The following is a 16,777-nucleotide window of genomic DNA, read 5'->3' as shown; positions in this document are numbered from 1 at the left end:
TCAACCTTCGCAGGGGTAATTCATGAATTACCCCTGCGAAGGTTGTAGAATTGGGAAATAGATTCCATCAGCGATTCAACGGTCGAATACTCGGGGATGATGCTTTCCAGGATCCCAACATCTTTGACCGCCTCCTCTGTAGTGGGGCCAATACAAAATACCTTTTGATCGTCAGACACCGAGTTTTGTTCACTAAAGGATTCAACCGCACTTGGGCTCATAAAAACGACTGCGTCAAAATCCTCCAGATCACTCATTTTATGATGTGTCAGGATAGTATGATAAACTTCCACGGATGTTAATTCGATCTGATCGCCCAATAACTTACCAAGATCAGCGGCTTTCAGATTTCCACAGAAATGAACCACATTTTTGAGGTCCAGATCCTGCATCATGCGTGCCAGGGCAAAAGCATTAAAATCTTCCGGATAAGTTACCTTCAAACCCAGTTCTTCGAGCTTTTCTGCTGTTTTTGAACCCACAGCAAAAATATGATCCGGCTTATTCAGTTCATCGATCTTCGGCGAAACAGCCTTTACGGCTTTCTTACTCGTGAATATCCATGCATCAGTATTTTCAGGCACTTTATCCATCCAAAGTGAAGGCATCAGGTACTCAAACGTAATGAACGGCTCGCTTTCAATAAGCAGCCGACCATCTTCCAGCAGGGTTCTTTTTTCTTCTGAAAGCTGAGTAGTAAACAGTATACGCGGTTTTTTACTCATTATTTACCCGGCTGCTCTAATAGTCTCTCTGCACCTTCCTTTTTAAGGATCTTCGCCCAATCTTTTCCAAGTTTTGCTTCAGCTTTCTCAGCAGAGACCGTCCTTTCGATATCCAGTCTTTCACTACCATCCAATGACAATACGGCTCCGCTGAACGAAATAATACCGTCTTCAACTCTTGCATGGGCTCCAACAGGGCTCGAACAACCGGCTTCAAGTTCTCTTAAAAAAGCCCGTTCTATAGCCCCGCATAGATGACTTTCCTCATGATCGATCATTTTGAGAATCGATTCAGTCTCACTGCCCTCCTTACATACAATACCCACAATACCTTGTGAGGGTGCCGGGATCATCCAATCGAGCACGTCTGTGATCCGATCACCCAATCCGATCCTTTCCAGGCCTGCAGCTGCAAAAACAGCCCCGTACCAGTTATTGGAATCCACTTTCTTTAACCGGGTGGGTACATTGCCTCTCAAACCGGTCACCCTGTCCTCCGGAAATCGGTTCAACCAGAACGCTTTTCGCCGGATGCTACCTGTTGCCAGTATTCTCTGTTTACCTGCATTTTCTTCGGGTTGAACCGGCCGTACCAGCACATCCATGGGGTTACCTCTTTCCAGGACGGCAACCAGTGACAATCCTTCAGGCAGGATAGTTGGAACATCCTTAAGAGAGTGAACCGCTACATCAATTTCTCCTTTAAGCAATGCTTCATCAAGAGCTTTAGTGAAAACCCCTTTGTCGCCCAGTTTATTCAGGGGAATATCCTGAACCTTATCTCCGAACGATTCAATTTCCACCAGTTCAGAATCGAAGTTCAAAGCCTTAAGTTCTTCAGAAACCTTTTTTGCCTGCCAGAGGGCGAGTGTACTTTTTCGGGTACCTATCTTAAGCTTCATCCCGCACCTTCTCGAATTCCTTATCAATTCGGTCGATGTGTATAGCCATGATCTTTTTCTTGATGCGCCGGGTCACTTCTTCCATCTGGGAATATGAGTCCTCATCCATCTTATGCTTCACGCGGTCAAGTTCTGAGTCAGTGATATCGCTTAACCTGTGTTCGATCTCTTTGATGCGGGGAAGCAGGTACCGTGAGCGTTTTACCCTGGTCATGAAATCGCCTTTCTCCTCATCAATGATCTGACGTATCTCCGGAATAGCTTTCTCGCGTTTTTCGATAGCCTTCTGATTGGCATCATGAATGGAATCCATATCGATCAGGGTCACATTTTCAAGTTCATTGACCTTCGGATCCACGTTTCGGGGAACACTCAGATCCAACACCAGCTGGGGGTGGCCGATGCCTTCAAAATGTTCAGGGTGCAGAATGGGATTCTTAGCCCCCGTTGCAGTGATCACCAGATCTGCTTTGGAGATCTCTTCTTCGAGATCAGAAAAGGCATGGGCTTTGATATCGAATGATGAAGCCAGCTGCTTGGCACGGTCGATGGTTCGGTTCACTACTGAAATGTGTTCAGCTCCGTTTGAGATAAGATTCTTCGCTGAAACCTTGCCCATTTTGCCGGCCCCGATAAGCAGGATGCGGATCTGACTCAGATCTTTGAAATGATCCAAAGCAAGCTGAGTGGCCGCGAAGCCAACGGAGGCCGTACCTCTTCCAAAGTCGGTTTCAGTACGGCTCCGTTTGTGTGCTCGGAAAACCGATTGTATCAATTGATGAAATTCTCCGGAAAGTCCTTTTTTCTTGGCTTTTTTGTACGCCTGCTTCACCTGCTGAATGATCTGCACATCCCCAAGAACCTGTGAATCAAGTCCCGTTCCTACTTCATACAGATGATCGTAGGCTGCATCCTGAACATGGATATACCCATGCTTCTCAAAAAATTCACGGTCGGTATTCGTTGATTTGCAAAGTGCTGAGATCAGTACTTCAGGATCACAAAAAGCATAGAGTTCAGTGCGGTTACAGGTGTCCAGCATGAAGATACCACCGGGTATATCCTTGGTATGAAAGTCAAGGAGTTCCCTTCGGTGATTGTCCAAATAAAATAATTCACGAATAGAGACCTCACTTTTCCAGTGAGAAATTCCTATTGCACTAAACCTCATAAATTACTTCTTAAAAATTTTCCGGCACATGAGTCAGGAAAGTATTCCCCGAATGTGAAGATTATGTGAAGAAACTCTTCATATTCGGAAAATATCTGCGCTTACGACTGCTTAGAGCCTGTTTTTGAATTCACATTTATGAATATCCAAAAATACAATTTTTGTGATTCAAAAGTGATCTCAAATCTTTATTGACCGGATAAGCACCCCCGGATTTACTTCCTTTAACCTCCAAGTAAAATTAATACGGTGGTAAGTTCGCTCGAAGTTCAATGCTATGTTGCCTATATTTAAGACTCGAAAAAATTTATTACCAATCAAGTTCAATGGATCTTCAGCTCTCAGGAAAAGTCACCAAAATATTAGAACAACAATCAGGTCAGGGAAAAAACGGTCCGTGGCGAAAACGTGATTTCATCCTTGAAACGAAGGGAAAATACCCTAAGCAGGTTTGCATCACACAATGGGGCGACAATATCGATCAGAATAAAGTCAATGAGGGTGATGAGATCACCGCTTTTATCGATATACAAAGCCGAGAATATAAAGGGAATTGGTATACCGATGTTAAAGCCTGGAAGATCGAACAAGGCGCCGGTGGCGGTGAAATTGCAGATCCTCCTCCAAGCGCACCGGGATTGACACTGGATGGCAATCAGGACCTGGACGACGACCTCCCTTTCTAAGGACAGACCTTATTACTTCATCAGCCTCCGTCAGGGGCTTTTCTCCACTTTCATAGCGATATTGTAAAGCTCAGAACTAAGCGCTTTTGGGTTCGCTATACTCACACATGCTTCACTTTTGTGCCTGAGCGGAGAACTGCGTGCATTTTTTACTTTAAATACGGTTTATCCTTAACTGTTTGATCCTTATAAAACTTCTCCGCATCATGGCTTGAATAGTTTTAAAAGCCGATTCTGCCTTTCTCATTTCTGTAAAAATTCTAATGTTTTTAAAAGCGTCCGATAAATGGCTGATTTTCCTATTAATATGAATACAGCAAACCATCGCTTTTCACGCTTTAATATTTTTAACGAAACAAATTACCCTATCTCCTACTCTATTAAGTAATAACAAAACCTGTTAGCCAACAATCAGAACAAAGACGCTGATCCGTCTTGATTGTAAACAAACAGATCATCCTATAACAATGATCACTCTAAAATGTCGCCTGATCTAATTTTAGTCAAGCAGGCCGACTTCTAAAAAAAACAACTATCATCCTAATTACCCCGATATGATAAAATATATCCAATATATCTTTATTGGCATGCTTCTCATGTTCACATTTACCCAGTGTGATAACGTAAATTCTGAAGCTCCTGATGAAGAACCCGCTGTCGTTGAATTAATGACACCCCTTAATAATGCAAGTGAGCAATCTTTAGAACTCGAACTCAAGTGGAAAAAGATCAAAGGTGCTAAAGAATACTTAATTGAATTAGCCACCAACACTGACTTCTCATCTGTTGTCCTCGACAGTACTGTTGAAGGCACATCCGTTATGACCCCGGAACTCTCACCGAATGAACAATATTTCTGGAGAGTTTATCCGGTTGACCGAGGTCCAAATTCTGAATGGTCAGAGACCTGGTCTTTCACTACAGGTGATTCTGAAACATCAGTAGTAACTACCAGCCTCCTCTCTCCTGAAGATGGAGCTGTTTTTGAGGAACCAGACATCGATTTTAGTTGGGAAGATCTGCAAGAAACAGATACCTATAATTTTCAGGTCTCTGATGACACCAGTTTCAGTGATCTTGTAGTTGACTCCCTGGTTTCTGCCTCATCCATTAATATTAAAGAACTGCCAACCGGCAATGCTTATGGATGGAGAGTTATTCCCGTTTTAAATAGCGGAACCGGTGGTGCCTCAGAAGCCCGTACCTTTACCCTTGAGGAAGGCACACCACAGGAAGAGATCTCAGTTGTACTGAATTCACCGGCCGATGCCGCAACAGGCATTTCTATAAACCCATTATTTGAATGGACCGGCAGTGGTGATATTGCAGAGTATACCCTTGTGGTCTCAACGCAATCCGATCTTTCAGATCCTGCCATCAACACAACGGTTCAGAACCAAAGCTATGATGCCTCAGGATTGAATTACAACACAGAATATTTCTGGCAAGTTACTGCCCTTTCTTCGGCAGGAACCTCAGCCAGTTCTTCAACCTTCAGCTTCAATACTAAGACTGAGACTGTGGAACCCCCTGTAAATAATACTGACTTTGTTCAGGTTGAGAATGGTAATTTCGTCCTCGACGGCCAGCCATTCCGTTATGCAGGAACCAACGCCTATTATCTTCCAAACTATGAGAAGATCAACTCTGGCGTGGTTGACCGAGCCATGGATCTATTTCAAAATACCGGCGTGAATGTGGTTCGTATGTGGGCCTTTTACGACGGGTATGATTGTGGATACAGTCAAAACGATGCCAGCGAAAACGTTATTCAGACCTCTCCCGGCGTGTATAGCGAAGAAGCCCTTCAGGACCTCGATCGTGTGATCGCCAAAGGTAAGGAGCATGGTGTTCGCTTCATCATGCCATTTGTGAACTTCTGGGATGAACTCGGCGGGATCTGCCAGTACAATACCTGGGCCGGTGCTTCTGATCCATCTACCAACATGGAGTTTTTCATGAACAACGAGCAAACTCAGAAATGGTACAAGGATTATATCAATATGCTGCTAAACCGTGTGAATACCGTAACCGGTGTGGCGTATAAGAATGAGCCGGCTATCATGGCATGGCAGATCATCAACGAAGGCCGTAACAGAGGCCAGGATCCTGCCATCCTTCGCGACTGGTATCAGGATATTGCCCAGTACATCAAATCCATTGACCCAAATCACCTGATATCAACCGGTGAAGAAGGCTTTGATGATGGTACACCTTCCGAATATACTTCAGAAGACTACAGCAATACCTACACGCTGAGAGCAAATGAGGGAACCAGCTACATCATGAATACCCAGATCCCTGAGATCGACTTCGGTAATGCTCACTGGTATCCAACTGAATATGGATTCGGCTCTACTATAGATGAATCATTCCTCACCGGACAACGAGCCTGGTTGAATGATCACCAGAAGATCGCTGAAAATGTAGGTAAGCCATTCATCATCGGTGAATATGGTTATCCGGGCTGGGGCGACGAACGCGTTGACCAGATGTACAATGCCTTCTATGAGCATGCAGAAACTATCGCTCTTGACGGTAACCTGTTATGGCAGCTTGTTGCCGACGGCACCAAGTGCTGGGAGTTTGGCGGAAACATCTGCTACCCGGACGGAAGAACCGACACCGACCTGTATAACAAGTTCAAGCAGCATGTCGCTAACATGAAAGCTTTAGATTGATCAATTGATCACTTAAACATAGCTGAATTAGAAAAGCCGTAATGATCTTCATTACGGCTTTTTTTATGTCAAAGGATTCCACACCCTACTTCAGTTTCGTCTTTCAGATCCGCCGGCTGGCGGAGAAGAACCTTGCTTATAATGATCCCTCATTATGCATTTCCTAATATGTAAATAGTAGCCACGATCTTTGTCAATGCATACACCATTCCTTAAATAGGCAAGATCCTTCGCTCCGCTCTGAATGACTGATAAGACTTTGGATTACTTTAGAACCAGTTCATTACTATACCCGGCCTTAGAAAAAAGAGCGTTAAGAAGGTGACGGAGTGAAGCGTGAAGAAAGAAATCATACAGCAAGGTACTTAGATTGAAGGCAAGCCCGGCAAAGGAGCATTGATTTCTTTTAGCGGAATGAAGTCAGCTTTAGCTCTTTTTTCGCCCGCCTTGACCTTTTGTTACTTTTGGGTCAAGCCAAAAGTAAAGAAGGTTTAAGGCATTAAACGAAGAGAAGGAATGAACCTTACATATTGATATATCTGTATGTGATTTTGAAAAAACAATATGTAAATAAATTGTAGTACAGATATAGAAAAGACATTTAGCAAGTAATGGCAAGGTTCATCGCTCCGCTCTGAATGACTTTTAATATAGAAGTTATCTGCACCATGCAGATCAAGAAAACACGCGCAATCCTTCCTTTTCCATCACAGGGCCATGCAAGGCGATCTCCCTGCCCGTTTTATCAAACACCTCAGAGCATTTCAGATCGATCTGATCCATTCCCGCTTCCGTCAGGGCTTCAATGGAAACGCTGAAGATCACGGTATCAATGCCTGACCAGGCAATGGCGGCCGCACACATCGGGCACGGCTCCGCACTGGTGTATAAGACACACCCGGAAAGACTTCCCTTACCCCGAACGACCTCTGCCTGTTTAATGGCATTGATCTCGGCATGGTGAACCACCGTGCCATCAGAACCTGTGGTGTTTCCGGCCCGGGCAATGGTCTTACCCTCTCCATCTAAAATGACAGAGCCGAACGGACCATCACCACGCCTCTTTGCCTGCCCGGCAAGCTCAAAGCATTCGCGCAGGATCCCATTATGTACAGTCATGAAACCTTAAGCTCTCCGCCAGTCCATTTCTGAACCGGGTTTGTTATCCAGGATCTCTTCGATCCTTTCCATGGCCGCATCATCTACCTTATCGACCAGGTCCATGGCCTTCATGTTCTGCTCTACCTGCTTCACATTGGAAGCTCCGGTGATCACCGTGCTTACATTCGGATTCTTCAGGCACCAGATCAGAGCGAGCTGTGGCATGGGAACCCCAAGGTCATCAGAAACTTTAGCCAGCTTCTCAACCTTGCGTAATTTCTCTTTTCCTTCTTCGGTCTCAAGCAATTGCTTGCGCAACCAGCTGTATTTTTCCAGATCCAGTCGGGATCCTTCAGGAATACCATCATTGTACTTTCCGGTGAGCAATCCACTGGCCAGGGGACTCCAGATCGTCGTACCCAATCCAATATCTTCATACAGGGCGCTGAATTCTTTTTCTACCTTGTCCCTGCGGAACATATTGTACTCCGGCTGCTCCATCAGCGGCGGTCGCAGATGGTTTTCTTTGGCAAAATCATAGGCCTTACGGATCTGATCAGCACTCCACTCACTGGTTCCCCAATACAGAGCCTTCCCTTCATTGATCACCTGATTCATGGCCCACACCGTTTCCTCGATCGGGGTATGGATATCCGGACGGTGGCAAAAGATCAGGTCCACATAATCGGTTTGCATTCTTTGCAGAGCCGCTTCGGTACCCTCTTTGATGTGCTTGAATGAAAGTCCCCGATCATTCGGGCCTTCTCCGCCCCAGAAGATCTTGGTTGAAAGAACCAGGTCCGATCGTTTCCATCCGGCCTTTTGGATCACCTCTCCCATGATCGTTTCTGACTTACCGGCTTCATAGGCCTCGGCGTTATCAAAAAAGTTTACCCCGGCATCGTACGCCGTTTTCATCTGGTTATAAGCCAGGTCGGTATCCACCTGCTCTCCGAAGGTGACCCATGACCCAAAAGAGAGTGCTGAAACTTTAAGTCCGGATCGTCCTAAAAATCTGTATTCCATTGTCTTGACGTGATTTAAGATTGAGTTTTTCTTTCACTCAAGGTAAACAAATGGAAAATTTAATACGTTCTTAAACTTTTGGATTAATAATATTCGAATCTGAAGGATAAGATTTTTATCTTTGGCGCCTCACTAGTGTGAGATACAAAGATCAGGGCCCGTAGCTCAGTTGGTTAGAGCAGTCGACTCATAAGGCGGAAAGTACGAAGCTTATCTTGTGTGTTTTTAAAGTACTGAAAACGCCAAAATGTGCCTCTTAAGTTAAAAAAAAGCCCCTTTTCTTACAGTTAGTAAGCGAACAAAAAGGAACGAAAAGGAACACTTTTATTCCCTTCCATTCCCACAATTTTGGTTCGTTTTGGGGTACATTTTTGGAGACTTATCATGGCATATCTCAAGAAACGAAACCGCTATTACTATGTCCGATATCATAGTTCCGTAAAAGGCGTTTCTCAAACCATTACTAAATCGCTTAAAACCCGGCATAAGGATGTAGCACTCAAGATGATCTCTAAGCTGGAGCGCCTGGAGAGTCTCGGCAAAATTGATCCTTTCCATCCCAGCTTTGACCCAATTGCAGCTTTAAAGGAAGTAGAGAATCCCTACAACTGCCGAACGGTTCGTGAGGCGATAGATATGTTTTATGAATCCAAGAAACATTTATCACCTGCGACTATTGCTGCATATAAAAGAGTTTTAGAATATTTTGTGGAATTAAATGATCTTGAAAAAATTGATCCACGCAGGATACACCTCAAGCATTTTGAAAGGGTCATTCTCAGAAAAGAGATTAAAACAGCCACTATGGGATTTTATTTCAAACATCTAAAAACCTGGTGGTATTATTTAAAAAAACGGAAGATTGTGACTAAAGATCTGATCGATCAGATAAGGGAAGAATTACCCAAAGTCCGATCCAGTATTCGACCAAAAATGATTTCTGAAGAAGAACTCATGTCGGTTTTTGAAAAATTTGACAAAGAACTAGAGCGAAAAAAGAAACTTCCGGAATTTGACCCCAGAAAAGTTCAGCACTGGTTTAAGCCTATTCTGGCTCTTTATTACTATGCCGGATTGCGTAAACATGAAGTTGGTCATACACCTGAATTACAATACTCGGGACTAAAAGGGCAAAATCTTGAATATGTAGATGATGAACTCACCTTTATCTATCTGGGCCCGACAAAAGGAAGAAAAGAGCGATTTATTCCAATTTGCAAAGAACTTCGTGGGTATTTGGAAGATTATTTAAAAATTCGGGGTTCTGTAAAAAATGATGATTTCATATTTATCTATCAGGGAGGACCAACCAAAGGCAAAGCTGTACGTGGTGATCGGGTGTATTACGAATTCAAGCGCTATGCGAAGTTAGCCGGAGTACCTACAACCAGAACCCTTCACGGAATGAGACATCAGGCCATCACTACCTGGATTGAGGATGGTTTTCATACTGCAGAGGCTTCCTTAATGGCCGGACATTCCAGCCAGCAGGTTACCGAGAAGTACACGCACCTTTCGGTAAAGAACCTCAAAAGAAAAATGGATAAGATAGAAAAGCGAAAAGCTGAAGAAGCTAAGGAAGAGCAAAAGAAGCCAGCGACTCAGATTGATACAGTCAACTATTTCTTCAGTGAAACGAGTTATTCTGCTTAACTCATAGCTATGATTACCTACTTTTTATGGAAATAAACAGTAGATAATCAGCTGTTAACCCCAGTGTTTTTAGAAAAAATTGATTCGGATAGTCAGTATTCAAAAAAGTTTAAACAAATCCAGGGCTTTTTCTGCTAAACTGCTAAGATTGACCCAAAATCTATCAAAACACCCATTAAATCATCGTTTATTTACAAATAACTAACTGCTAAGGTCTGCTAACAGGTGCTAAAAGCTGCTAAAATCTCTAGCACACTTTAGCAGTTCTTAGCATTTTCTTTAAATCTTTGCTAAAACCAATATCCCTTCTTTTATATAAACCGGACCATCTTTTAAAAAACTTAGCAGTGTTTAGCAGCTTAGCATAGGTTTTTCTTTATTTATTTGAAAGAAATAGACATTCGGGTTTCGGTATCTAGTCATTATTGAATGATTCCTTATAACAAATCACTTGAATTAGGCCACATTTAGGCTAATAACTTTCGTTAACTAATACTTACTGTCAATTTCTTTGAAAGATGTGAGGGATATTAGAAATAATTCGTGATTTGAAACTTATAAATTACTGTTTAATTGAGCCTTTTTGAGATTCGTTTAAAAAAATTGAGCTATTTTCGCCTTTGGGGAGTCTTTTTTTAAATACCGAGCTGCATTAAATGCTGTTTTATTCCAGTTTACTCATATAACTCCGCAGAATTCCAGGAAAGCTTTTAAACTTCCAACACTTCATCAATCTCCTGCATCAACCTATCTGTCTCCATAAGGGCGACGATGATTTTTTGATAATGACGAATTTCATCAATAGATAATTTACGGTCCCGACGGTCTTTGAGCCACTTTTCAGCAGGTTGGTAGCCGCCAATGTAGAACTCCCAGGCTTTTGTAGGCACGTTACCAAAGTACTGCTCTTCGTTGATCCACACTTTGCCGGTGGTTTCATCATCGTCTTCCGGTATAAAACCGGGATCGGTTTTTGTAAGGCGGTTGGATATTTCATTGCTTCCTGCAATGGGATAGGTGGTTATAAATTCTTCTACAACTGGATGCTCCAATAAGTGAATTTGGCGCAGCTCTCCACCAAGTTCTACGAGTTGACAGAAAAGCTCGGGATCTTCAGGGTAAGGTACTCTTGGAAAGTCGATCTTGAGAAACTCTTTGTACTTCTCCCGGTAGCTTGGAGAGTACAATACCGCATAAATGTAATCGAGCAGGTCTATTGGAGCAATGCTGCCTTCGGTTTCTTCTTTTTCCGGAGTGAAATTCAGTCCAAGCTTTTCCGAAATTTCCTGAACGATCTTCTTGTCTAAATTGGGCGTGCGTTCCGGTTTACCATCGAGGGTTTGTTGGGTGGAGTTATCAGGATAAGAATACAACGAAAATAAATAGCTTCTGTCATAAGCAGTTAAAACCTTATGTGTTATCAATTTATTTGTGACAAGAATTCCAAAATCTTCTTTAGTTTGACGAGACGATATTAAAGCTACATTCTCTTTAATAATGTTTGAACTGGTTTCATGTCTCGGGTATGCCATAAAGCCTTTGCTATTACCTGTGTAATAGGTTTTTCGAAAATCAAATGGGCGATATTGTAGTCCTTTAAATTCTCCTTTGTTCTCAAGAACGTCATCTTTGGCAAAAGAGACCTTCCAATCTCTTCCATCTTTTTTTGGAGTGTATTCATTTCTGAAAGATTCTTCGTCAAGGTTTTTTAATGCATTTACTACTTCTTTAATCTCATTATCTGAAAACTGTATGCAGACTTCATCTCGCTCTGTTGTAATACCAGTTGAGTTATTTACGAATAATGATTCAATTGAAAATCCCTTGTGGAATTCTTCTTGTAAATTGTAATCTCTTGGAATAAAAAAATTCTCAGGGCTTCTTACCTCAATTTCATTCCAATCAATATCTTTTAGATGAGTATTACTTAATAAATCATACTTTCTATTTCTGTCCCCATACAAATCTAAATGTTTAATCGACCCATTAAATTTAGCACCAGTTTTTATAAAAATGTTTATTGAAACGCCTTGCTGAATATCAAAAACGTTTACGTCTTTACTTCCATCTGGAGCTTTTTCTTTGCGATTTGAATTCCCATGCAAATCAATAATGTAAATCTTATCAAATGAGTCCGTTAAAGTAGACCTCATTTCTCTGTGTATCAGTCCATCCAGAAAACTATTGTTTGATATGTAAGCAAGTAGTCCTTCACCATTCTTGTCAATGAGATGCTGTCCAAATCTTATAAATTTTAGATAGTCATCTGAAAGTGGTTGAATATTTATTTCATTAAGGTTGCGCTTATAATCCTTCATTAATTTCTCAATCCACTTTCCTTTATTTGTACTACTAACCGAATACGGCGGATTCCCCAAAACTACCATCACTGGAGTATCACGCTTAATATGATTGGCTTCATTTGCTTCTTCACTTAGCCAGCCGGCAAATAAGGTTCCTGTGTCTGGATGGTGTTCTTCCAAAGAATTGGTGAGATAAACCCGGAAACGTTCACTTCCACTTGGCTCAACACCCGTTTCTCGAAGCAGTAAATCCAATTTTAGGTGTGCCATTGCATAACTAGCCATTAAGATCTCAAATCCATTCAGGCGAGGAATAAGATGCTCTTCCACGTAGGTAGTCCAGATGCCTTGCTGTCCTTCAAACTTGGAATGTATTTGCTTTACCACTTCAGCAAGGAATGTTCCAGTCCCAGCAGCCGGGTCTAAAATCTGTACTTTATGTACTTCTCGTTCCTCCTCCACCATGCCACCCTTGTGACGTTTGTCGTGGGTGGGCACTTTTATCTTCACTTTTGTTTTGGAAGTGTCAGCCAAGCCGTCTCTGAGGCCAAATTCGTCTTTTAGTATATCATCTACCGCTCGGACAATAAAGTTTACCACCGGCTCCGGTGTGTACCAGACTCCACGGCTTTTTCGAAGCTTGGGATCATATTCAGCCAGGAAAGTTTCATAAAAATGAATAATGGGGTCTTGCTGTTGTGTAGCCTTGCCAAAGTTTTTGAGAAGACCATCTACATCAGTAGCTCTGAAAATATCAGCTAACCCATCTACCACCCATACAATACGATCATCCAGATCATAGCCAGCAATGTATTGGAAAAGCTTACGAAGAAAGGGATTGGTTTTCGGAATAAGCGCAGCAGCCTCATGTCGATCAAAGGTATCTAAAGTCGAATCGTGTAATCGAGCAGCAAACATACCGTAAGCAATGGTCTGTGCATAGATATCTGCAAATTCCTTAGCGCTGATATCATGAATTAGCACATTCTGAAATGCAGCAAGTTGTTCCCGCAGGGTATTATTAGCCGTCTCGTTTACTTTGTTTTTCTGCTTTTGTTCATCGGCATTCAGGGCTTTTTCAATAACATCAGCGAGGATTCGGGCTTTACCGGCCATCATCTTCGACAGCTTATTGGCACTGCGGATGGTTTGCCCCACATGTGTCCCAAAATCTTTGATGATGTTTTCAAACTCGTTGTAGTTCTCAGTCAACCCAACGATGCTACCGTCTTTGATTTCAGCAATAGCAACGGATGTCAGGAATTCTCCATCCCGATATACACGGAAATTGAGATAATCAGTAAAGATCAGATTAGGAAGACCGGTTTTGTAGCGTTCAAACTGCTCCTTATTCCTCTTCATACCCTCAAGATCCGGATCGCCTATATCTTTGGCTTCAATGTATCCAACGGGAATTTTGCCTTTAGTAAGGATATAGTCGGGGGCTCCAACATCTGTTCGTGAGGGTTCATTGGTTATAAGCAGATCCGGCAACAGCTCCCCAAGCAACGTTTGCAAATCGCCCCGATAACTGTGTTCCCTCGAAATGCCTGATTTATATCTTAGATTTAACTGATCAACGTATTCCTGAATGGTCATAGATAAACAATTTGGTTGGCGCTTAGGCTAACAAAATCAGTGCTCAAAGACAATGTAATTTCTTCCTGCCAATGATGGCTATAAACAACGTTTCCTTTATTCAATATATGATCACGCCTTTGGATACTATAATCTCACTCAATAATTCCGAATTTTTTTATAAGTAACCGCCCTTAGACACGGGTATGTACCTAACTTACTTCCTCATTTAATCATTTGCTTAAACGTTTCATTGACTATATATTTAAGCAATCACTTAAATAATAATTCCTATGAGCAAACAATCCTGTATTCGAGATGTAGCCGATCTGAACCAGATCAACCGCTGCATTGATTCTATCCATGCGGTAGAATCATCCATCTTAAAACTATCCGACATATTGAAACTGGCCGGAAATGATGTACGCCTGAAAATCCTGTTCTTGTTGAGCACGGAGAAAGATTTATGCCCGTGCGATTTGAGCGATATTTTAGATATGACCGTACCGGCGGTATCACAACACCTGCGAAAATTGAAAGACGCCGGACTTTTAGATTCAAGAAGAGAGGGAAAGCTCATTTTCTATTCCCTGCAAAAACCTTATGACGATCTTTTGAAACCACTTTTCAACCAAATTGAAAACAATACCATTATGGAGGTATTAGCCGCATGAACAAGCAACAGAAAAATAATTCTGATACCAAATGGCTGGGTGCGGGACTCGGAGTTGCATTTATCGCCTCCCTTTGCTGCATCACTCCGGTGCTGGCTATTCTGGCAGGCACAAGTGGTATCGCCTCTACGTTTTCATTCATGGACCCATTTCGACCTTATTTAATTGGGTTGACTGTTCTTTTACTTGGGTTTGCATGGTACCAAAAACTGAAGCCCTCAAAAGAGATCGACTGTGAATGTGATCCTGAAGAAGCCCGTTTCACCCAGTCTAAATCGTTTCTTGGCATCGTAACCGTAGTGGCGGCACTTTTGTTGGCTTTTCCAAACTACTCTCATTGGTTTTTCTCTGACGCTCAACCCACTCAAGTACAATATGTTTCCGAGGCAGATGTAGAACATGTAACCTTTAATGTGGAGGGCATGACCTGCGCTGGGTGTGAAGCCAGTGTAAAAAATGAGTTGGGTAAACTGGATGGAATTGTTGAGTCCGAGGTATCCTACGACAGCGGAACGGCTACTATTTCGTATTTGAAAACGAAGCTCACGGAAAAAGAACTTCAGGATGCGATCAATAAGACCGGATTTACAGCCAACCTTCAACAAGAGCAAGAAAACGAATAATAGGATGAAAGAACTGGAACTGGACATAGCGGGCATGACGTGTGATCATTGCGCCGTGTCTATTGAAAATAATCTATCCAAACTAAACGGAATACAGAAGGCGGATGTAAGCTACCCCAACGGAACGGCTACGGTATCATTTGATGAATCCACCCTTGATAAAGCTTCAGTGATTGAAGCCGTAAATGAGACGGGTAAGTATCAGGTAGTTGGCGAAACCGGAAAAGAGCAGTCTGGTGAACACCGTTACTCGTTGATTATTATCGGGGGCGGTTCGGCTGCTTTTGCTGCGGCTATCCGAACCAGTGAATTGGGAGGAACCGCACTGATTATCAATAAAGGTCTGCCAACCGGTGGAACCTGTGTAAATGTGGGGTGCGTGCCTTCCAAAACACTGATCCGAACAGCAGAAGCCTTTCACAATGCTTCCCATCCGAGATTTGAAGGGATTGAAACCACGGCAACCATTAGTGATTTCAAAAAAGTGATTGAGCAAAAACGGGAGATGGTTCGTGATCTTCGCCAGGAAAAATATGTGAATGTGATAAAGGATGATCCAAGCATCACCCTTATTGAGGGGTACGGAAAGTTAATTCAAACAAATCAGGTTCAGGTAAATAATTCAACCTATACCGCCGAAAACATTTTGATTGCCACAGGAGCTTCCCCGTTTATTCCTGAAATACCAGGACTGAAAGGAGCGGGATATCTGACCAATGAGTCGGCCTATGAACTTGAGGAACTTCCGGAAGAGCTCGTCATACTTGGCGGCGGATATATTGCTCTTGAAAATGCTCAACTCTTTAGTCGGCTTGGAAGCAAGGTGACTGTATTACAGCGATCAGAACATGTATTAAGTGATCAACCCAAAGAGCTTGCAACAGCCTTAACGGGATATTTGGAAGAGGAAGGATTAACCATTTTGACGAATACAGACATTCTGGAAGTAACGAAAACAGATAAAAATAGAAGCATCCGTTTTACGGTAAATGGAGAGGAAAAAAAACTTGAAGCTGATCAGATATTGGTCGCTACCGGCAGGCAGGGAAATACAGGGAACCTGAATCTTGAATCCGCAGGGATTGACACCGAAGGTCGCGGCTATATTCCAGTGGATGAAACCATGCGAACCAATACATCCAACATCTTTGCCGCCGGCGATGTACTTGGCGAACGGCAGTTTGTATATACGGCTGCTTATGAAGGAAAAATCGCTGCTGAAAATGCGATGAGAGATAGTCATGGAAAAGCCGATTTTTCAGTCTTACCATGGGTTATTTTCACTGATCCACAGGTGGCCGGAGTGGGTATGGACGAACAGCAAGCGGAAGAAGCGGGACTTAACTATCAAGCAACTAAACTTACGCTGGATAATGTACCCCGATCCATTGCTGCGAGAGATACACGTGGTTTTATCAAGTTAATCCGAAACAAAGATAATGACCACTTGATTGGAGCTCGCATTTTGGCACCGGAGGGCTCGGAACTATTGATGGAACTGGCTCTGGCTATGAGGCATGGGGTAACCATTCAGTCGCTCAAGTCAGAATTTCATCCCTATCTGACCCTTTCTGAAGGAATTAAACTTGCGGCTCTCACTTTCGACAAAGACGTGAAGAAATTGAGCTGCTGTGCGGTTTAAAAGAGTATCAAT

General features: G+C 42.7%; 12 protein-coding genes. 6 read left to right on the top strand and 6 right to left on the bottom strand.

The window, feature by feature from the left end; genetic code table 11:
- Positions 1 to 20: 20 nt before the first annotated feature.
- The 3 genes from AC13FX_RS09520 to hemA are packed head-to-tail and all read right to left on the bottom strand — an operon-like array spanning position 21 to position 2,798.
- Complete coding sequence (locus tag AC13FX_RS09520; RefSeq protein WP_482880318.1) at positions 21 to 725, bottom strand: uroporphyrinogen-III synthase; 705 nt, start codon at positions 723 to 725, stop codon at positions 21 to 23.
- Positions 725 to 1,627, bottom strand: coding sequence for a hydroxymethylbilane synthase (gene hemC / locus AC13FX_RS09515; RefSeq protein WP_482880317.1), 903 nt, complete (start codon positions 1,625 to 1,627; stop codon positions 725 to 727). Before hemC ends, AC13FX_RS09520 begins: the two co-directional genes overlap by 1 nt.
- Positions 1,617 to 2,798, bottom strand: coding sequence for a glutamyl-tRNA reductase (gene hemA / locus AC13FX_RS09510; RefSeq protein WP_482880316.1), 1,182 nt, complete (start codon positions 2,796 to 2,798; stop codon positions 1,617 to 1,619). Before hemA ends, hemC begins: the two co-directional genes overlap by 11 nt.
- A gap of 326 nt (positions 2,799 to 3,124) precedes the next feature.
- Between hemA and AC13FX_RS09505 the strand changes: the two genes are divergently transcribed.
- The gene (locus AC13FX_RS09505) at positions 3,125 to 3,484 is read left to right on the top strand and encodes a DUF3127 domain-containing protein (protein WP_482880315.1); all 360 of its coding nucleotides are present in this window, start codon (positions 3,125 to 3,127) and stop codon (positions 3,482 to 3,484) included.
- Positions 3,485 to 4,038: 554 nt separating this feature from the next.
- Positions 4,039 to 6,165 carry a cellulase family glycosylhydrolase gene (locus AC13FX_RS09500; protein ID WP_482880314.1) on the top strand — a complete coding sequence of 709 codons (2,127 nt, stop codon included), beginning with the start codon at positions 4,039 to 4,041 and terminating at the stop codon, positions 6,163 to 6,165.
- A gap of 675 nt (positions 6,166 to 6,840) precedes the next feature.
- Here the strand turns inward: AC13FX_RS09500 and AC13FX_RS09495 are convergent.
- Together AC13FX_RS09495 and AC13FX_RS09490 are read right to left on the bottom strand one after the other, a co-directional pair.
- On the bottom strand, positions 6,841 to 7,284 hold the full coding sequence (locus AC13FX_RS09495; RefSeq protein ID WP_482880313.1) for a nucleoside deaminase: 444 nt from the start codon (positions 7,282 to 7,284) through the stop codon (positions 6,841 to 6,843).
- Positions 7,285 to 7,290: 6 nt separating this feature from the next.
- Positions 7,291 to 8,292 (bottom strand): potassium channel beta subunit family protein, encoded by a 1,002-nt coding sequence (locus AC13FX_RS09490; RefSeq protein WP_482880312.1) that lies wholly within the window; start codon positions 8,290 to 8,292, stop codon positions 7,291 to 7,293.
- Between the two features lie 384 nt (positions 8,293 to 8,676).
- On the opposite strand from AC13FX_RS09490, the gene AC13FX_RS09485 reads away from it, so the two are divergent.
- The gene (locus AC13FX_RS09485) at positions 8,677 to 9,945 is read left to right on the top strand and encodes a tyrosine-type recombinase/integrase (RefSeq protein WP_482880311.1); all 1,269 of its coding nucleotides are present in this window, start codon (positions 8,677 to 8,679) and stop codon (positions 9,943 to 9,945) included.
- 710 nt (positions 9,946 to 10,655) lie between these two features.
- Here the strand turns inward: AC13FX_RS09485 and AC13FX_RS09480 are convergent.
- On the bottom strand, positions 10,656 to 13,847 hold the full coding sequence (locus AC13FX_RS09480; RefSeq protein WP_482880310.1) for a type ISP restriction/modification enzyme: 3,192 nt from the start codon (positions 13,845 to 13,847) through the stop codon (positions 10,656 to 10,658).
- A 272-nt stretch (positions 13,848 to 14,119) separates the two neighbouring features.
- Between AC13FX_RS09480 and AC13FX_RS09475 the strand changes: the two genes are divergently transcribed.
- The 3 genes from AC13FX_RS09475 to merA are packed head-to-tail and all read left to right on the top strand — an operon-like array spanning position 14,120 to position 16,765.
- The gene (locus AC13FX_RS09475; RefSeq protein ID WP_020403978.1) at positions 14,120 to 14,500 is read left to right on the top strand and encodes an ArsR/SmtB family transcription factor; all 381 of its coding nucleotides are present in this window, start codon (positions 14,120 to 14,122) and stop codon (positions 14,498 to 14,500) included.
- Complete coding sequence (gene merTP / locus AC13FX_RS09470) at positions 14,497 to 15,123, top strand: mercuric transport protein MerTP (RefSeq protein WP_198597274.1); 627 nt, start codon at positions 14,497 to 14,499, stop codon at positions 15,121 to 15,123. Before AC13FX_RS09475 ends, merTP begins: the two co-directional genes overlap by 4 nt.
- On the top strand, positions 15,065 to 16,765 hold the full coding sequence (gene merA / locus AC13FX_RS09465; RefSeq protein WP_482880309.1) for a mercury(II) reductase: 1,701 nt from the start codon (positions 15,065 to 15,067) through the stop codon (positions 16,763 to 16,765). Before merTP ends, merA begins: the two co-directional genes overlap by 59 nt.
- Positions 16,766 to 16,777: the final 12 nt, after the last annotated feature.

It is taken from the genome of Gracilimonas sp. B-17, from assembly GCF_056857935.1.
Note: the sequence above shows the minus strand (reverse complement) of the source record. Positions and strands in the feature narration are given on the sequence as shown.